General features: G+C 48.6%; 16 protein-coding genes. 12 read left to right on the top strand and 4 right to left on the bottom strand.

Features of this window, described 5'->3' with window-relative positions; all coding sequences use genetic code 11:
* The first annotated feature begins 3 nt into the window (after positions 1–3).
* The 12 genes from T472_RS16640 to T472_RS16585 all read left to right on the top strand — a co-directional run bounded on the left by T472_RS16640 (position 4) and on the right by T472_RS16585 (position 13,512).
* Positions 4–390 (top strand): ornithine aminomutase subunit alpha, encoded by a 387-nt coding sequence (locus T472_RS16640; protein ID WP_023384511.1) that lies wholly within the window; start codon positions 4–6, stop codon positions 388–390.
* Positions 374–2,563, top strand: a complete 2,190-nt coding sequence (gene oraE / locus T472_RS16635; RefSeq protein WP_023384509.1) for a D-ornithine 4,5-aminomutase subunit OraE — start codon at positions 374–376, stop codon at positions 2,561–2,563. Before T472_RS16640 ends, oraE begins: the two co-directional genes overlap by 17 nt.
* A gap of 18 nt (positions 2,564–2,581) precedes the next feature.
* Entirely contained in the window at positions 2,582–3,937 is a 1,356-nt protein-coding gene (locus T472_RS16630; RefSeq protein ID WP_023384508.1) for a GlmL-related ornithine degradation protein, read from the top strand.
* A 23-nt stretch (positions 3,938–3,960) separates the two neighbouring features.
* Positions 3,961–5,079 carry an alanine/ornithine racemase family PLP-dependent enzyme gene (locus T472_RS16625; RefSeq protein ID WP_023384504.1) on the top strand — a complete coding sequence of 373 codons (1,119 nt, stop codon included), beginning with the start codon at positions 3,961–3,963 and terminating at the stop codon, positions 5,077–5,079.
* Between the two features lie 139 nt (positions 5,080–5,218).
* Positions 5,219–6,301 (top strand): 3-phosphoserine/phosphohydroxythreonine transaminase, encoded by a 1,083-nt coding sequence (serC, locus tag T472_RS16620; RefSeq protein WP_023384499.1) that lies wholly within the window; start codon positions 5,219–5,221, stop codon positions 6,299–6,301.
* A 25-nt stretch (positions 6,302–6,326) separates the two neighbouring features.
* Positions 6,327–7,241 carry a D-2-hydroxyacid dehydrogenase gene (locus T472_RS16615; protein WP_023384497.1) on the top strand — a complete coding sequence of 305 codons (915 nt, stop codon included), beginning with the start codon at positions 6,327–6,329 and terminating at the stop codon, positions 7,239–7,241.
* A 76-nt stretch (positions 7,242–7,317) separates the two neighbouring features.
* On the top strand, positions 7,318–8,565 hold the full coding sequence (locus T472_RS16610; RefSeq protein WP_023384494.1) for a DUF1015 domain-containing protein: 1,248 nt from the start codon (positions 7,318–7,320) through the stop codon (positions 8,563–8,565).
* A 369-nt stretch (positions 8,566–8,934) separates the two neighbouring features.
* Complete coding sequence (locus T472_RS16605; RefSeq protein WP_023384492.1) at positions 8,935–10,110, top strand: ABC transporter substrate-binding protein; 1,176 nt, start codon at positions 8,935–8,937, stop codon at positions 10,108–10,110.
* 21 nt (positions 10,111–10,131) lie between these two features.
* Positions 10,132–11,025 (top strand): branched-chain amino acid ABC transporter permease, encoded by an 894-nt coding sequence (locus T472_RS16600; protein ID WP_023384489.1) that lies wholly within the window; start codon positions 10,132–10,134, stop codon positions 11,023–11,025.
* Positions 11,026–11,029: 4 nt separating this feature from the next.
* Positions 11,030–12,052: a branched-chain amino acid ABC transporter permease gene (locus tag T472_RS16595; protein ID WP_023384486.1), complete on the top strand. Its 1,023-nt coding sequence runs from the start codon at positions 11,030–11,032 to the stop codon at positions 12,050–12,052.
* Positions 12,036–12,803, top strand: a complete 768-nt coding sequence (locus T472_RS16590; protein ID WP_023384484.1) for an ABC transporter ATP-binding protein — start codon at positions 12,036–12,038, stop codon at positions 12,801–12,803. Before T472_RS16595 ends, T472_RS16590 begins: the two co-directional genes overlap by 17 nt.
* Position 12,804: 1 nt before the next feature.
* Positions 12,805–13,512, top strand: coding sequence for an ABC transporter ATP-binding protein (locus T472_RS16585; protein ID WP_023384481.1), 708 nt, complete (start codon positions 12,805–12,807; stop codon positions 13,510–13,512).
* Between the two features lie 98 nt (positions 13,513–13,610).
* On the opposite strand, the gene clpB is transcribed toward T472_RS16585, so the two are convergent.
* The 4 genes from clpB to dapF all read right to left on the bottom strand — a co-directional run bounded on the left by clpB (position 13,611) and on the right by dapF (position 19,033).
* Positions 13,611–16,196, bottom strand: coding sequence for an ATP-dependent chaperone ClpB (gene clpB, locus T472_RS16580; protein ID WP_023863727.1), 2,586 nt, complete (start codon positions 16,194–16,196; stop codon positions 13,611–13,613).
* A gap of 14 nt (positions 16,197–16,210) precedes the next feature.
* On the bottom strand, positions 16,211–16,843 hold the full coding sequence (locus T472_RS16575; RefSeq protein ID WP_023385443.1) for a hypothetical protein: 633 nt from the start codon (positions 16,841–16,843) through the stop codon (positions 16,211–16,213).
* Positions 16,844–16,996: 153 nt separating this feature from the next.
* A complete protein-coding gene (locus tag T472_RS16570; protein WP_023385440.1) occupies positions 16,997–18,184 on the bottom strand; it encodes an LL-diaminopimelate aminotransferase in 1,188 nt (395 codons plus the stop codon).
* A 9-nt stretch (positions 18,185–18,193) separates the two neighbouring features.
* On the bottom strand, positions 18,194–19,033 hold the full coding sequence (dapF, locus tag T472_RS16565) for a diaminopimelate epimerase (RefSeq protein WP_023385438.1): 840 nt from the start codon (positions 19,031–19,033) through the stop codon (positions 18,194–18,196).
* Positions 19,034–19,509 lie beyond the last annotated feature (476 nt).

The following is a 19,509-nucleotide window of genomic DNA, read 5'->3' as shown; positions in this document are numbered from 1 at the left end:
GATATGGCGTTGAAGAGAGAGGATGATTTTGAAAAGAGGAGAGAGCATCTCAGGAATCTCAGTGACGATGAGCTTAAGGAAAGGTTCTTTACACTTGCTGATAGGATTACAGACCCTTTGGTTGAACTTGCAAAAAACAGCACCACACCATCAATCGAAAGGTCTGTTCTTCTTAGGATGGGATTTTCGAGCATTGAGGCTAAGGGGATAGTTGAGAGGATAATAGATGCGGGTCTCCTGGGAAAAGGAGCAGGGAACGTGGTGCTGAAGGTTGCAGAGAAGATTAGTGAGAACTATCTGGACGCCGGGAGAAAGATAGCGGAAGGATTGCATATGGATCTTGCGGTTGAAGCATTCAGGGGAGGCTCGGGCAATGGATCTCAGGACTGATGAAAAGCTGGATATAGATGAGATACTGAAGGACCTTGCCTCATACAGGCCGAAGCGGAATGGCTGGCACTGGAGGGAGAAGGCGGAAGGCATAAGGATGGGTCCCTTTGAGTACAGGGAAATGACGAAGCCGCTTTCAAACAGCGTACCACTCCCTTCATCCAGGTACTTTGGAGGGATTGACCCTCAGTGCGGGCCTGTGATAACAACTGAAATAGCTTCAGGAAGGTTTGAGGATGATATTCGAAGGATGAGGATGGCTGCATGGCATGGGGCAGACCATATAATGGTGATAAGGACAGCCGGTCAGAGCCATTATGACGGACTCATTGAAGGAACCCCCCAGGGGATAGGCGGGATACCCATAACCAGGAAGCAGGTGAGGGCACAAAGGAAGGCTCTGGATATTATTGAGGAGGAAGTCGGACGGGAGATAAACTACCATTCGTATGTGTCAGGGGTAGCGGGCCCTGAGATCGCTGTAATGTTTGCCGAAGAAGGGGTGAATGGCGCACACCAGGATCCGCAATACAATGTGCTTTACAGGAACATCAACATGGTAAGGTCCTTCGTAGATGCAGGAGAGGCCAAATGCATCATGGCACATGCAGGCATGGCTCAGATAGACGGGGCGCATAATGCAAATGCCACAGCCAGGGAGGCCTGGAAGGTGCTTCCGGAGCTTCTGGTCCAGCATGCGATAAACTCCGTGTATTCGCTCAAGGCAGGGATAAGCATGGAGAACATATGCCTTTCAACGGTTCCGCCTACTGCACCGCCTGCACCGTGCATGCGGCTTGACCTGCCGTATGCCGTGGCGTTAAGGGAGCTTTTCAGCGGCTTCAGGATGAGGGCGCAACAGAATACGAAATATATGGAGTCAGACACGAGGGAGGCTACGGTGACACATGTCCTGAACCTTCTGATTTCAGAGCTGACTGGCACTGACATACAGTCGACGATCACCCCGGATGAAGGCAGGAACGTCCCATGGTCCTACAACAATATTGCAGCTGTGAGCACCGCAAAGCAGGTTTTCGCGGGGCTTGACGGTCTCATGGACATGATCAGCCTGAATGATTCAGGTGACCTTAGGGAAAAGGTCAAGGAGATCAAGGAAAGGGCTGTGCTCTTCATGGAGGAGATCATAGAGGCAGGGGGATACTTCAAGGCGGTTGAAAATGGGTTCTTCGTTGATTCAGGATATTATCCTGAAAGGAACGGAGATGGAATAGCAAGGAGGATTGACGGGGGAGTCGCAGCAGGAACAGTGTACAAAAGGGATCCTGACTATATGGCTCCTGTCACAGCTCATTTCGGAAACAATGGTCTTCCTGCAGGGACGAGTAAGCCTTCCGATCTCATCGGAGGTTCCACATTCGAGAATCATGAGAAGATAGCATACATTGACGAGCTTGATCCGGAGGACAATGTGGACATAAGGCTCGGGGAGTCGAGAAAGTACTTTTCAAGGGAATACATCCGGCCAGAGGCTGAGTGGGCAGGAGACGGTGTGGTGCTTCAGACAATGATGCTTCCATTCGATGAGGATACTGCAAAGGCTGCAGCTCTATTGATCGGAAGAAGGCAGGGTCTTCAGGAGGTTGAGGTGGTGCATACACTTGTAATGCAGCCTGCGGAAGGCACCCTTGTTGAAATAAAGGGAAGGATCGCATTTGATGTTGATGCTGCAAACCTTGAGATTATGAAAAAGCCTGAGCTGCTTTCAGACGAGGAAATAAGGAAGGAAATATCTGAAAGACCAATGAGGATAATCGCAGGCACGCTGGGTGAGGACGAGCATTCCGTAGGGCTTCGGGAGATAATCGACATCAAGCATGGTGGAATTGAGAAATATGGGTTCGAGTGCATTTACCTTGGAACCTCGGTGCCGGTTGAAAAGATGATAGATGCGGCTGTGGAAGCGAATGCAGACGCGATCCTTGCCAGTGTGATAATCAGCCATGACGGAGTACACTACAGGAATCTCAGGAAGCTAAATGAAACCGCAATCGAAAAGGGAGTCAGGGACAGGCTGATCATCATTGGCGGTGGAACACAGATTTCAGTTAAGGAAGCAAATCTGACTGGAATTGATGCTGGCTTTGGCAGAGGAACCAAGGGCATTCAGGTAGCTGATTTCCTGATAAGGAAGCGACGAGAAAGACTGTGATCGGAGGTGGCTCTTTCCATGGAATGCGATGTACTGGTTGCTGAAATAGGGAGCACGACCACCAAGGTCAATGCGTTCAGCAAGATTGACGGCATATGGTGTTTTTTAGGGCAGGGTCAGGGAACCACGACTGTCGCAGATGGAGATGTGACTGTCGGACTTAAGTGTGCGGCAGATGACCTCTGCAGAAGGCTTGGCTGCAATGAAATAACGGGCAGGGAATTCCTTGCCTCCTCAAGTGCGGCAGGCGGACTCAGGATGACTGTTCATGGGCTTGTCCGTGATATGACCGTAAAGGCCGCAAGGGAGGCTGCACTTGGAGCAGGAGCCAACGTAAGCCTTGTGACCTCAGGAAAGCTAAGAAAAAGCGATATTGAAAAGGTGAGGGCCATTTCCCCGAACATCATCATGATTGCGGGAGGACTCGATTACGGAGAAAGGGAAACAGCTCTCCATAATGCCATGATGATAAGCGAATCCGGACTTAAAGCACCGGTTGTATATGCCGGCAACATTGAGAACCAGGGGGAGATAAAAAGCATCCTCAAGGATTATGGAGGAAAGGTATATCTTGTTGACAATGTGTACCCCAGGGTAGATGAACTGAATGTGGAGCCTGCAAGAAGGGTTATCCAGAAGGTGTTTGAAGAACATATTGTGGAAGCACCGGGAATGCACAAGGTTCGCAAACTGATAAATGGAAGGATAATGCCTACTCCGGGAGCTGTAATGGAGGCTGCAAAACTGCTTCATGAATACCTGGGAGACCTTATGGTGATAGACGTAGGCGGGGCCACAACTGATGTGCACTCAGTCGCTGAAGGTTCCGAGGAGATATCGAGGATACTGATTGCACCTGAACCGCTGGCAAAGAGGACTGTGGAGGGTGACCTGGGGGTATATGTCAACAGGTGGAACCTTGCCGAACTGATAGGTACGGATGAGCTTGAGAGGGAATTCGGGGAAGGTGCAGGTGATTTGGTAAGCCATCTCAGGCCGATTCCATCAGATGGAAATGAATTGAGGATGGCGGCAAGGCTTGCTGATAAGGCTGTAGAGGTCTCAGTAAGGAGGCATGCCGGAGTTAGGAGACACCTGTATGGAGAAGCGGGAGGAAGGCAGGATGTCGCTGAGGGAAAGGACCTCACAGCAGTGAGGCATATAATCGGGACTGGTGGTGCGCTAACAAGGCTGCCTGGAGGAAAGGACATATTGGAGAGGATCCAAAGGTTTGGGAGGGGGGGAGAGCTTCTTCCGAAAAATGAGTGTCAGGTACATTTGGATATCATGTATATCATGTCATCTGTCGGTGTAATGGCGGGCAGCCACAGGGAAGGAGCCCTTGAGCTGCTCAGGTGGAGCCTGGGAATCTGATCCGGGCATAAGGGGGTGAGGACATGTATCCGCAGGTTGAGGTGGATCTCAAGAAGATTGAAAGAAACACTAATACCATGGTCCGTGACCTCGGTGAGAAGGGTATCAGCGTAATGGCGGTTACGAAGGGTTTCGGAGCGAAAAGGGAAATCGTCCAGGCCATGCTTAGGGGAGGAGCTCAGTTCATAGCTGACTCAAGGATACAGAACCTTAAGAAACTCAAGGACCTTCCGGCAAGGAAGGTGCTGCTCAGGCTTCCCCAAAAGAGCGAGATTGACGATGTTGTCCTGTATTCCGACTACAGCCTGAATTCAGAGATCGAGACCCTAAGGCTTCTAGGCGCTTCTGCGATAAGAAGAAGGCGGATCCATAAGGTAATCATAATGGTGGACCTTGGGGATTACAGGGAAGGCATCAGGTACCACAAGGTTCCTGAATTCTGCAGGGAAGCGGTAAGGATAGACGGTATTCAGATAGCGGGCTTCGGTGTCAACCTTACCTGCTTCGGGGGTGTGATTCCGGAAAGTGACACCCTGAAAAGGCTTGTTGAAATTACAGAAGCCATGAAGAAGGAACATGGCCTGAAGATTGAGATAGTTTCAGGAGGAAGCTCCTCAAGTGTATATCTGCTCTATGAGAATGAAGGCTTCCCTGAAGGGATAAACAACCTCAGGCTGGGCGAGGTGATCCTTCTCGGCAAGGAGACAGCATTTGGAAAACATCTTGACGGGCTTCATGATGATAATTTCATACTTAAGGCACAGGTAATCGAGGTGAAGGAGAAGCCATCTGTACCGCATGGCAGGATCGGGATGGATGCATTCGGGAACAAGCCTGTATACCGCGACAGAGGAATAATAAAAAGAGCCATTGTTGCGATCGGGAAGCAGGATGTGGACCCGGCTGCAATATATCCCCTTGAAGCGGATGTGGAGATCATAGGAGCAAGCTCAGACCACATGATCCTGGATGTATCGAGGGCGGTCAGGGAGTATAATGTAGGTGATGTGCTGAGGTTCGGACTCAAGTATGGCGGACTGCTCAGCCTCATGACCTCAATGTATGTGGATAAGGTATATCTTGAGGATGGATCTCCGCTCAGTATCGATGAGATGAGTGTCAATCTCGAGGTTACAGTATGATGTTGTCAGATTTATCTGTAAAACGTACGATTATTTGAAAAAGTGGTTTTACTTTCGTGTATTTGCATGCAATAATAGTAATACGACATTGAATAGTTAAATAATTGTCAGAATTGATTATCAGAAAAGGAGATGCAAAATGACTAGAATCTACAATTTTTCAGCCGGCCCTTCAATGCTGCCAGTAGAGGTCCTCGAGAAAGCTGCATCAGAAATGCTCGATTACAACGGTTCAGGTATGTCCGTAATGGAAATGAGCCACAGGAGCAAGGTATATGACGGTATAATCAAGGAAACCGAAGCGAAATTCAGAAAGATAATGGGAATCCCTGACAACTACAAGGTCCTTTTCCTGCAGGGAGGAGCGACTCTCCAGTTCGCCATGGTCCCACTGAACCTTCTGACAGGCAGCGGAAAGGCTGACTATGTTGTCAGTGGTAACTTCTCGAACAATGCCTACAAGGAGGCTCAGAAGTTCGGAACGATAAACCTTGCCGGAACTTCGAAGGCAGACAATTTTGCCCATATCCCTCAGCAGGATGAGCTGACGCTGGACCCTGAAGCAGATTATGTGCACCTCTGCACGAATAACACCATATATGGAACGACCTGGAAGTACATTCCTGAGACCGGGAACGTACCGATAGTGGCAGACATGTCATCATGCATCCTTTCGGAGCCTGTTGATGTGACGAAGTACGGACTGATATATGCAGGCGCCCAGAAGAACATGGGACCAGCTGGACTTACAGTAGTTATAATCAGAGAGGACCTGGCCGGAAAGACCCAGCCAAAGACCCCTGTTATGCTGGACTACAAGGTGATGATCGACAATGACTCAATGTACAACACTCCTCCAACCTACGGGATATATATACTGAAGCTGGTACTTGAGTGGATAGAGAAGTTAGGCGGCCTTTCAGAAATGGAGAAGATCAACAGGGCTAAGGCAAAGGTGCTGTATGACTTCCTCGATGAGAGCAAGATGTTCAAGAGCACGGTCCTTGAGAGAGACAGGTCAATGATGAATGTAACCTTCAAGACCGGTGATGAAGCTCTGGATGACAAGTTCGTAAAGGAATCGAAAGCGGCAGGATTCGAGAACCTTAAGGGACACAGGGCAGTGGGAGGAATGAGGGCGTCGATATACAATGCGATGCCGACCGAAGGTGTAGTAAAGCTCGTTGAATTCATGAGGGAGTTCGAAGCAAGGAATTCATAAAAATCGAATATTTCCGGAGGGTATGATGATAAGGATACTGGCTGCAGACGGCCTTGAACAAAGCGCTGTCTCAAAACTTGAAAGTCTTGGCATAGAGGTAGTTTCAAAGTTTTATGAACCAGAGGAGCTGAAGGAAAGGATCAAGGAGTTCGATGCTTTGGTAGTGAGGTCTGCAACAAAGGTAAGGCAGAACCTCATAGACGAAGCCCTGACGGCAGGCAGGCTGAAACTCGTGATAAGGGGCGGTGTAGGCGTCGATAACATAGATGTCGCCTATGCTGAAGAACACGGCATTGCGGTGAGGAATACCCCGAAAGCCTCAAGCGTATCTGTTGCGGAGCTTACGATCGCACATATGCTTAACGTGGCAAGATTCATGCACATCTCAAACCATACGATGAGACTTGGCCAGTGGAACAAGAAGAAGTACGAGGGAATTGAGCTTTCAGGTAAGACCCTGGGGCTCATAGGAATGGGAAGGATAGCCAAGGAAGTGGCGATAAGGGCCCGGGCACTTGGAATGGAAGTGGTCTATACCAACAGGACCGGACCAAAACCGGAAAATGAGCCATACACGTATATGGATCTGGAGGAGCTTCTAAGGACCTCCGACTTCATATCGATCCACATGCCTAAGCCATCCGATAAGAAACATATCATTGGAGCTGAGGAGATTGCTCTCATGAAGGATGGGGTTTATCTCGTCAATACCTCAAGGGGTGGACTCATAGACGAGGATGCTCTTTGTAATGCCCTGGATTCAGGGAAGGTATCAGCTGCAGCCCTTGATGTATTCAGCGAGGAGCCGACAAAGAATGAGAGGGTCTATACTCATGACAGGATATCCCTCACTCCTCATATTGGCGGAGCTACAAAGGAGGCGCAGGAGAAGATAGGCGCTGAGATTGTGGCTATAGTAACAGATTTCTTTGCAAAATGACCATGAAAGCGCACGTTCCATAATTGGAGCGTGCGCAAAGTCTAATAGATGAATTTACGGAGGTTACTGAAGAGATATGGCAATAATCAGACCATTTCGGGCGCTTAGGCCCAGAGAAGACCTTGCTGACAAGGTTGCGGCACTTCCTTACGACGTAATGAATTCCGAGGAGGCAAGGGAAGCCGTCAAAGGCAATCCATACTCCTTTTTGCACGTGGACAAGGCGGAGATAGACCTTCCGGTGGGAACAGGCCTTTATGACAGGGCTGTGTACGAGAAGGCCAGGGAGAACCTGTACGGATTCGCAGACAAAGGTGTATTCATCAGGGAAGACAGGAATGCGCTCTACATATACAGGTTAATAATGGATGGCTATGCCCAGACAGGACTTGTTGCATGCACGTCCATTGACGACTATCTGAACAATGTCATCAAGAAGCATGAATTCACGAGAGCAGACAAGGAAGAGGACAGGATAAGGCACGTTGACACTACAAACGCCCACACAGGACCTATCTTCCAGACCTATGTCTCGAAGGAATCAATAACCGGAATCATCGAGGCATACAAGGCGGAAAACAAGCCCTGCTATGACTTCGTGTCCGACGATGGTATAACCCATACTGTCTGGACCATAAGGGATGACGAGACAATAGGAAAACTGGCCGATGAGTTTTCATCAGTCGAATCCCTGTATATCGCTGACGGTCACCACAGGGCAGCTTCAGCAGTAAGGGTTGGTGTAATGAGGAGAAGTGCAAAGCCGGATTATACAGGGGAAGAGGAGTTCAACTATTTCCTCTCAGTACTTTTCCCGAGCAATGAGCTTAGGATAATGGACTACAACAGGGTTGTGAAGGACCTTAACGGAATGTCTGAGGAAGAGTTCATAGCCAGAGTGTCAGAGAATTTCGAAGTGACGAAATTTGAGGGCGAGGGACAGCTGAGGCCAATGAGGAAGCATACTTTCGGAATGTTCCTTGGCGGAAGCTGGTATGAGCTTGAAGCGAAGGCAGGGACATATGATGAGTCGGATCCACAGAAGAGGCTTGATGTGGCGATCATGCAGAACAACCTTCTGCACCCTATACTTGGCATAGAGGATCCCAGGACCGACAAGAGGATTGACTTCGTAGGAGGGATAAGGGGACTTGACGAGCTTGAAAGGCGAGTAGGCCTTGACATGAAGGTTGCGTTCTCGATGTTCCCGACAACCATTATGGACCTGATCGATATAGCTGATGCCGGAGAGGTGATGCCTCCGAAATCCACATGGTTCGAACCGAAGCTGAGGAGCGGACTCTTCGTGCATACACTCGACTGATATAATGCAGGATCTTTATGGTCCTGGCCGCCGTGAAATGTCGGAAAATTCTGATGTTTTTATAAAGAACACAAAACAAGTCCTTCTGTCAACCTGAAGCGGAATGGCAATTCATCTGAGATATTTGGATTTATATGCAAAAATCTGATAAATATCAGAGCAAATTTATGAAAAAGTCAATGTTATAAAATAATATTAATGATTTGATATTATTTAATTTGCGGGAATACCAAATCGATAGCCCGGATTTGTTCACCGTGAATATACATTTGACTTTGGGTTGCGGCAGCATTAGACTTAAATAACAAATATTCAATAGTTTAGTCACTCTTTATTAACAAATACACAATCGACATGGGAGGGAAAAACATGAAAAAGAAGCTTATCGCTGCGGTAATGACGGCAGCAATGGCAATGGCAGTGGCATCAGGCTGTGGAGAGAAGGCACCAACTACCCCGACTACACCGAACACCCCTACAACTGCCGGAGTGATCAAGATCGGCGTATTTGAACCTTTGACAGGCGCAAACGCTGCAGGCGGAGAGATGACACTTGAGGGAATAAAGCTTGCGAACGAAAAGGTAAGCGAGGTCCTTGGAATGAAGGTCGAGCTTGTTGTAGTTGACAACAAATCTGACAAGGTAGAGGCTGCAAACGGAGTATCAAGGCTCATAGAGAGCGAGAAGGTCGTAGCGATAATCGGAAGCTACGGAAGCTCCCTTTCAATGGCTGCAGGAGATATCGTAAAGACTGCAAAGGTACCTGCGGTTGGATGCTCACCCACAAATCCTCTTGTTACACTTAATAATGACTACTACTTCAGAGTATGCTTCATAGATCCCTTCCAGGGAACTGTAATGGCGAACTATGCGATACAGGAGCTTGGAGCAAAGACTGCAGCGATAATACAGGACGTGCAGCAGGATTATTCAGTTGGGCTTTCGACCTACTTCGTAAAGGCGTTCAAGGAGAAGACAGGAGACGCCAACAGCATAGTAGGCACCGCTTCCTATAACACAGGAGACCAGGATTTCACAGCACAGCTTACAAACATCAAGGAAAAGAATCCTGATGTCATATTCGCACCTGGTAACTACGGCGAATCAGCACTTCTCATAAAGCAGGCGAGAGAACTCGGAATCACTACTCCAATACTTGGAGGAGACACATGGGAAGCTCCTGATTTTCTCCAGATCGGCGGAGCAGCAGTTGAAGATGCAGCCTACAGCTCACACTTCACAGCTGCAGCACCTGTAACCGAAGTGTCCAAGACTTTCCTCGCAGACTTCAAGGCAAAGTACAACGAGGATGCAAATGCATTCGCAGCTCTCGGATATGATGCATATATGCTCATTATCGATGCTATAACAAGAGCTAACTCAACTGACTCAGTCAAGATAAGGGATGCCATAGCAGCTACTAAGGATTTTGTAGGCTCAACTGGAAACATCACCCTTGATGCAAACGGCGACGCAGTCAAATCAGCAGTCATCAACAAGGTTGTTGATGGTAAATTCGAGTATTTCACGACAATAGAACCATAGGACTAAATTGGAGGTTGAAAGATGAGTATTCAGGGATTGTTCCAGCACCTGGCAAACGGCATATCCCTAGGGAGCCTTTATGCCCTGATAGCAATAGGCTATACGATGGTGTATGGGATCCTAAGGCTGGTTAACTTTGCGCACGGCGACATTTTCATGCTGGGAGCGTATCTCACATTCTATGGCATGACCTATCTGCCGCTGCCATGGTGGCTGATTTTCATATTAGCTTCCGTGACAACAGGCTTTCTTGGATTCGTCCTTGAAAAGCTGGCCTACAAGCCCCTCAGGGGACAGCCCAGGATAACGATACTCATATCAGCCATCGGAGCTTCGTTTCTTATAGAAAATGTTGCGATACTGGTATTCGGGGGGAGGCCTAAGGCCTTCCCTGTACCTGATGTCTTCAAGGGCGTTCTGGTCATCGGCGGAGTTTCGATTTCAACTGTCACCTTTGTCATACCGGTGGTTACTTTGGTGCTTCTTTTCGCACTTACCTGGTGGATAAACAAGACCAAGACCGGAATGGCCATGAGGGCTCTTTCAAAGGAATATGAGGCGGCAAGCCTCATGGGAATTGATATCAACTCGATAATATCCGTTACCTTTTTCGTGGGCTCATTCCTCGGTGCGGTAGGTGGAATCATGTGGGGCATAAAGTACCCGCAGCTGGTTCCGCTCATGGGTATAATACCCGGGATAAAGTGCTTTATCGCCGCAGTCATCGGAGGCATAGGGAACATCAAGGGTGCGGTTGTCGGGGGCTTCATCCTGGGACTTGGAGAGATACTTATCGTAGCTTTCCTGCCAGCTCTTACAGGGTACAGGGATGCATTCGCATTCATTCTACTCATACTCATCCTCCTCGTGAAACCTACGGGTCTCATGGGTGAAAAAATGGCAGAGAAGGTGTGATGACATGAAAAGAGGCAAATTAACAAAATATGTTGTCATGCTCGTTGTCGCCATAGCATTGCTAATCGCCGCCAACCTCACACTCGACAGCTATCAGCTGAGGATAATAAACCTTTGCGGAATCTACGTGATCCTGGCATTGTCCATGAACCTCATAAACGGTTTTACAGGACTGTTTTCACTGGGACATGCGGGATTCATGGCAGTAGGAGCCTATACGGTAGGACTGCTTACCATGAGTCCGACAACAAAGCAGATGAACTTCTACATGAAGCCTATAGTCCCATGGTTGGCAGAGGTTGAGCTTGGATTCCTTCCTGCACTGATAATTGCGGGAATCATGACAGCGATTGTAGCGCTTCTCATAGGAGCTCCTGTGCTCAAGCTCACAGACGACTACCTGGCCATAGCGACTTTGGGATTTTCCGAGATAATAAGGATACTTCTCACCAACATGCAGAGCGTGAGCAATGGAGCCCTCGGACTGAAGGGTATCCCTAACAGGGCGACAACTCCGTGGACATGGGGGATAGCCATAATTACGATAATCGTGATGACACTGCTCATCAACAGCAGCTATGGAAAGGCCTTCAAGGCAATCAGGGAGGATGACATAGCGGCAAGGTCAATGGGAATAAACATATTCAGCCACAAGCTCCTGAGCTTTGTCATAGGAGCGTTCTTCGCCGGAGTCGGAGGCGGACTTATGGGTTCACAGCTTGGTACGATCTCGCCTGACTTCTTCAAGTTCACCTATACCTTCAACATACTTCTTATTGTAGTTCTTGGTGGAATGGGAAGCATAAAGGGGAATGTGGTCTCTGCCATTGTAATAACAGTGGCCATGGAGGTCCTGAGATTCCTTGACGGGCCGCTGAACCTTGGATTTACTGTTCTGCCGGCACTTCCAGGCTTGAGGATGGTGGTATTCTCCCTGATCCTCATGTTGGTAGTACTTTTCAGGAAGGACAGCAAGATATCTAAAAATATCATGCTGGCGGTGAAGAAGCATGTTAAGACTAAATAATGTAACCATGAAATTTGGCGGTGTAGTAGCCGTCAATGAATTCAATGCGACAATTGATGACGGCTCAATAGTAGGTCTTATCGGTCCCAACGGAGCGGGCAAGACCACAGTATTCAATATGGTAACTGGCGTGTACAAGCCAACCTCAGGCGACATAACCTATGTCAAGGGAGGAAAGGAGCTGAAGGTCGCTGAAAAGAGGCCTGACCAGATAGCTAAGGCAGGCATATGCAGGACTTTCCAGAACATAAGGCTTTTCAAGGAGCTTACTGTCCTTGAGAACGTCTTTATAGGAAACCACCTGAGGATAAAGTCAGATGTGATCTCAGCGAGCCTCAGGCTGCCGAACTACGTCAAGGAAGAGAAGGCGTTTATCGACAAGTCGGAATACCTGCTGAAGAAGGTAGGACTCTATGAGGAAAGGAACGAGCTTGCATACTCGCTTCCATACGGAAAGCAGAGACGGCTTGAGATAGCAAGGGCACTTGCCACAGACCCTGAGCTGCTCCTCCTTGATGAGCCTGCAGCAGGCATGAATCCGCAGGAGACGATCGAGCTCATGGGATTCATATCCGACATACGCAAGGAATTCAACCTTACCATATTCCTTATAGAACACCACATGGATGTTGTAATGGGGATATGCGACAAGATATTCGTGCTCGACCATGGCGTCCTGATCGCTGAAGGCAATGCGCAGGAGATACAGAACAATCCAAGGGTCATAGAAGCTTACCTGGGGGTGGACTAGAATGCTGAAGATAGAGAACCTTAGTGTAAGCTACGGAGGAATCAATGCCCTAAGGGGTGTGAACCTCCAGATCGAAGAGAATAAGATAGTCACACTCATAGGCTCCAATGGAGCAGGCAAGTCCTCCACTCTGAGGGCCATCATGGGACTGGTGAAGAAAGAGGGCAGGATTACCTACGACGGGGAAGACCTGTCATCACTAAAGACCAAGGACATCGTAAAAAAGGGTATCGTCCTTGTTCCAGAAGGCAGAAAGGTGTTCTCGAACCTGACGGTAGAGGAGAACCTGATCCTAGGCGCCTACACAAGGAATGACAAGGACGGAATAAAGAAGGACATGGATAACGTGTACGAACTTTTTCCAAGGCTTAAGGAAAGGTCCTGGCAGAAGTCCGGAACGCTCTCAGGAGGCGAGCAGCAGATGCTTGCAGTTGGAAGGGCCATGATGACAAAGCCGAAGATCCTCATGATGGATGAGCCGTCTCTGGGTCTAGCCCCGATACTTGTCAAGGAGATATTCTCCATAATCCAGGAGATCCACAGGCTTGGCAACACAATTCTCCTCGTAGAGCAGAACGCCAAGAAGGCACTTGAGATAGCTGACTATGGATACGTTCTTGAGACCGGAAGCCTCGTGCTTGAAGGTCCTGGAAAAGAGCTCCTTGTCAACGACAAGGTTAAGGAAGCGTACCTCGGAGAGTCAAAGTAGCATCCTACAGATTTCGCATATGAAATTCAAATAAGACCAGGAATTGAAGCCCTGAGTTCAATGGGACCATTGAGCTCAGGGCTTTGTACTTCAAAATTTTACTTTTTTATCATAAGCCTTCCATCAGATGCTGTAATGCCCACAGCCTGACCATCAGTCACTTCGCCTGATATAAGGGCTCTTCCGAGAAGCGTCTCAAGGCTTGACTGTATGTAGCGCTTGAGAGGTCTTGCGCCATAGACCGGGTCATAGCCCTCCTCGATGATGAGGTCCTCTGCAGCCTGGTCAAGGCTGAGTGTGATATCCCTGCCCGACAGCCTTCCCTGAAGTTCCCTTATCATCAGGCCTGCTATAGTCCTGATTTCGGTCTTTGTAAGGGGCTTGTAGAGGACAATGTCGTCAAGCCTGTTGAGGAATTCCGGCCTGAAGGTAGACCTCAGCTCCCTGAATACCATGTCGGATGCTGACTTTGATATGCTGCCACTGCTGTCTATGCCTTCCATGATATACTGCGAACCCAGGTTTGAGGTCAGTATTATGACGGTATTCTTGAAGTCCACTGTCCTTCCCTGTGAATCGGTTATCCTTCCGTCATCAAGTATCTGCAGCATTATGTTGAACACATCCCTGTGGGCCTTTTCGATTTCATCGAAAAGTATGACCGAGTAGGGCTTCCTTCTTACTGCTTCAGTAAGCTGTCCTCCCTCCTCGTAGCCAACGTACCCCGGAGGGGCTCCTATCATCCTGGCCACGGAATGCTTTTCCATGTACTCGGACATGTCGATCCTTATAAGATTATCCTCGCTGTCGAAGAGAGCCTCAGTAAGTGCCTTTGCAAGCTCGGTCTTTCCTACTCCGGTAGGCCCCAGAAACAGGAAGGAACCTATTGGCCTGTCTGGGTCCTTGATCCCTGCCCTGGACCTGATTATGGCATCTGCAACCTTCGAAACAGCCTCATCCTGACCGATGACCCTCTTGTGGAGTATCTCATCGAGCCTCAAAAGCTTTTCTCGCTCACCCTCAACCATCTTGGATACAGGTATTCCTGTCCATCTTGATACTATCTTTGCGATCTCCTCAGGAGTTACGCTCTCCCTTAGAAGGGCGTTCCCTGAATCCCCTATTTTTTCCTTCTTCTCCGCAAGCTGCTTTTCCAGCTCTGGCAGCCTTCCGTACTTCAGCTCAGCAGCCTTGTTGAGGTCATAGGTCCTCTCCGCTTCAGCGATCCTGTGCATCACATCATCAATTTCTTCCTTGATTGAGCTGAGTCCCCTGATCTTTGACTTCTCGTCCTCCCATTTGGATGTGAGGGCGGCCATCTTGTCCTTTTTCTCTGCAATCTCACGCCTCAGGGATTCAAGCCTCTTTATGCTGTGTGGGTCAGTTTCCTTCTGCATGGAGACCTCTTCGATCTCAAGCACCATGATGTCCCTCTTGATCTCGTCGATCTCGGTTGGCATAGAGTTAAGCTCTGTCTTTATAAGGGCGCAGGCTTCATCGACAAGGTCTATTGCCTTGTCCGGCAGGAACCTCTCCGTAATATACCTGTGTGAGAGGACTGCAGCCTGGATCAGGGCGGAGTCCATGATCGTAACTCCATGGTAGATCTCATATCTTTCCTTGAGCCCCCTCAGTATCGACACGGTCTCCTCGACGCTTGGCTCGTCGATCATCACAGGCTGGAACCTTCTTTCGAGGGCCGAATCCTTCTCTATGTACTTCCTGTATTCGTCAAGTGTGGTCGCGCCAATACATCGTAGCTCACCGCGGGCAAGGAGGGGCTTCAGCATATTGCCGGCATCCATGCTGCCTTCTGCCTTTCCGGCACCTACTATGTTGTGGAGCTCGTCGATGAACAGTATTATGCTTCCTTCGCTCTTCTTTACTTCATCAAGGACAGCCTTCAGCCTTTCCTCGAATTCACCTCTGTACTTGGCACCGGCTACCAGGGCTCCCATGTCCAATGACCATACTGTCTTGTTCTTGAGGTTTTCCGGGACGTCGCCTCTTACTATCCTTTGTGCAAGCCCTTCAACCACTGCCGTCTTTCCGACACCAGGCTCACCGATCATGACTGGATTGTTCTTGGTCTTTCTTGAAAGTATCCGTATGGTATGCCGTATCTCTTCGTCACGGCCGATTACAGGATCCAGCTTGTTGTCCTTCGCCATCCTGACGAGGTCTGTTCCGTACTTGGCCAGAGCATCGTAGGTGCCTTCCGGGTTGTCGGTATCCACTGTCCTGTTCCCTCGTATCTTCCTCAGCATGGCAAGAAAGCTGTCCCTTGATATTCCAAAATTGGCGAAGAGCTTCTTGAGACTGCTTCCGGAATTGTCGATAAGACCGAGCATGATATGCTCGACGCTTATATAGTGGTCGCCCATCTTGTCCATTTCCTTTTCAGCTGCCATAAGGACCTTGTTTGCATCCATTGAAAGCGAGGGTTCACCTGTTGATCCGGACACCTTCGGTATGCGTGACACAAGTTCCTCAGCGGACCTTGTGAATTTCACGACATCTATTTCCATTCCCTTAAGTATGTTGGGTATGAGCCCGTCATTATCGGATAAAAGTGCGGATAGGAAATGTTCAGGCTCGATCCTTGAATTTCCATTGGCTACCGCCGACCTTACGGCTTCCTGCAGCGCCATCATTGCATTTTGTGTATATTGTTCATTGTTCATTTTAATTCACTCCTTCAAAACCTGTACCTGTTGTCCAGGTAATCCAGGATAACCTGGAAATCGTCAGTATCGCGCCTTTCTCCCACATAGCTGTTCATCGCATCCATGATCCAGCTGAAGGTCCTGTACAGGTCATTCGCTATCTGGTCCGCAGAAGCTGATTTAGGATAATCCTTCCTCAATTCGTACTGTCCGATACCCGATTCCGCGATTATGTGCAGGTATTGACGCCCCTTTCCGATTCCGTGTGCCGCTATCTCCCTGAAAAGTCCGGAAAACTTTGTAAGAAGTGGAGCTGATGTAGTCCTCGTGGCAATCCTTATGAATGCTGAAGTGCCGGAATCCGATGTCACAAACCTCACCCTGTAGACGATCTTGGGCTGATATGAGTAGGGTATGCTGGTACGGAACTCGATGGCATCCTGGAGTAGCCTCTGTACAGACACCTGCGCATCCTCGAGGCTCAGAAGTCCTGCCAGGGACTCAAGAAGGTCAGGCAGCCTTGTTGCCGGATGGTCCTTCAGATATGCGGATGACAGTATGCCGTCAATGAGGGATGACCTGCTTTTTCCGCTTCTTCTGCACTCGGCATCGATAAGGTTCATGACCTCTTCCGACAGAAGAAGGCTGTATATCTTTTTGCTCATTAGGATCACTCCTTTGAGAATATGATAGCTCGAGTCGATTAATTTGTAAATTAAATTAATATTAAAACTTGCAAATTTAATGTGCGATTTGGGAAAGATATATTGTGAATTAATGGGAAAAAATAAAAGGCACGGTTACCCGTGCCCTGATTGCTATGCTCTGTTCCTCAGCCTTTTAAGCCTTTCCATTGCTTCAATTGTGTTTTCCCTGTTGCCGAAGGCTGTAAGCCTGAAGAAGCCTTCTCCGTTGGCTCCGAAGCCAGCTCCGGGAGTTCCTACGATGTTTGCCTCCCTTAGCAGGTAGTCGAAGAATTCCCATGAGGTCATGCCGTCAAAGGCTTTGAGCCAGATGTATGGTGAATTCTTTCCGCCTGTGTACCAGACGCCGAGCGAGTCAAGGGTCTCGGCAATGATCCTTGCATTTTCCCTGTAGTACTCGATATTTGCTCGGATCTCCCTCTGTCCCTCCTCCGTAAATACAGCCTCTGCTGCCTTCTGAATGACATATGGAACCCCGTTGAACTTGGTGGTCTGCCTCCTTAACCACAGCTTGTTGAGGCTCACTCCCTCGAAGACAAGGCTGTGGGGGACAATTGTGTATCCGAGCCTTGTTCCGGTGAAGCCTGCTGTCTTGGAAAGTGAATTGAACTCAATGGCACAGGACTTCGCACCTTCTATCTCATATATGGACCTCGGAAGGTCCTTGTCCACTATGTATGATTCGTAGGCTGAATCGAATAGTATAACCGCATTGCACTTGAGGGCATAATTCACCCACTTTTGAAGCGCTTCCCTTGTATATACAGCTCCCGTAGGATTGTTAGGGGAGCAAAGGTAGATTATGTCCGCAGGGATGCTTTCATCAGGCAACGGCAGGAATCCGTTCTCCATGTTGGCATCGATGAAGGTGACGTTCCTTCCGAGCATGATGTTGGTGTCAAGGTATACAGGATACACTGGATTCGGAACCAGCACCCTGTTGTCAATGTGGAATATGTCAAGGATATTAGCCAGGTCGCTCTTGGCGCCGTCGCTTATGAATATCTCGGTGGATTCAAGCTTTGCGCCATAGCTACCGTAGTAGTCCCTTACCGCATCCCTCAGGAATCCGTAGCCCTGTTCAGGTCCGTAGCCCTTGAAGGTGCTCTTGTCGGCCATGTCGTCAACTGCTTTATGAAGGCTCTTTATGACCTCTTCTGCCAGCGGAAGTGTGACATCTCCGATACCGAGCCTTATGATTTTTGCGTCCTTGTTCTCCTTCTGGTACTCTTCTATCTTTCTGGCTATTGTGGAGAACAGGTAGCTCTCCTCAAGGTTTAGGTAGTTGCTGTTTATCTTCATCTTTATCTCCTATATCTCAACATTTCCGTTGAAGGCTTCAACTGCATTTCCTGTCATGAATACCGCATCGTCGGTGTACCTTATGACAAGGTCACCTCCAATAAGTCTTACTGTGACATCCGTATCCTTGTCGCAATGGCCGTTAAGCACAGCTGCGGTAACTGTCGCACATGCACCTGTTCCGCATGCAAGGGTCTCGCCGCTTCCTCTTTCCCAGACCCTCATCTCAAGGGTAGTGCGGTCTATTACCCGCACGAATTCTGTGTTGATCCTTTCTGGAAACAGGGGGCTGTTCTCAAAATGCGGACCTATCTTCATAAGGTCAAGGTCCTTTACCTCAGGAACGAAGGTCACGATATGAGGATTTCCCATGGATACTGTCGTGACATTCCAGGATTTTCCTGCCGCCTCCATCGGATATCCGATGAGGAATTTACCTTTGCCTTCCTCTATCGTAATTTCGTCTGATGTGAGCCCTGCTGCCTTGCCCATGTTCACTGTTGCAGAAGTTACCTTCCCGTTTTCAGCGAACACATGGATCTTCTTGATGCCGCTGAGGGTCTCTACGTTAATGTCATCCTTCCTTGCAATCCCTCTGTCATAGATGTACTTTGCTACGCATCTTATGGCATTTCCGCACATCTTTCCCTCGGAGCCGTCCGCGTTGAACATCCTCATCCTTACGTCAGCGGATTCTGACGGACAAATTAGGACAATGCCGTCACCGCCGATTGAAAAGTGCCTGTCTGAAAGCCTGATGCTCAGGCTTTCAGGGTCTTCAATCATGTTCTCGAGGCAATTGAAGTAGATGTAGTCATTGCCTGCACCGTGCATTTTTGTAAATTCCATGGTAACCTCCCCAAAATAGTTAGTTGGTATAGAAAATATATATTAAAAAAGAAAACGGCGGTGCCTTGGGCCCGCCGTTGGGTAAAACTCACTGATTGCTTCCTATTTGATACATCATCTGGAAACAAATTAGGTATATTTTAAAGCATGTAAGGAGAAATTACAACAGAAAAAAATGGCACTTAAGTATCAAATTTTCCAGTTTCCTGATTTCTCCTGGTCCCTTCAGCTGAGTGCATAGTGAAACCGCCTGAAGATACTCTGGTTTCGGGCTTGTGCAGCCTTCACCCGTATGTCTTTCAGGCGGCCTTTTTGCATGCCAGGGAAGTATTACGGGATACTTAAGACCTTCTTCCCTGACTTGATGCTTTGAAATGTCGGAAGGGCTTTACCTTCTTCTGCAACTTCCAGGCCTTCGCAGCCAATGATCCGCTTCTCCCGGCATCGTGCCTGAGTCAGGATTTATGGGGCGGCTA

The organism is Youngiibacter fragilis 232.1 (assembly GCF_000495435.3).
In the GTDB taxonomy this organism is placed as follows: domain Bacteria; phylum Bacillota; class Clostridia; order Clostridiales; family Clostridiaceae; genus Youngiibacter; species Youngiibacter fragilis.
The sequence above is the reverse complement of the archived record's forward strand: the minus strand, read 5'-3'. Positions and strand labels throughout refer to the sequence as shown.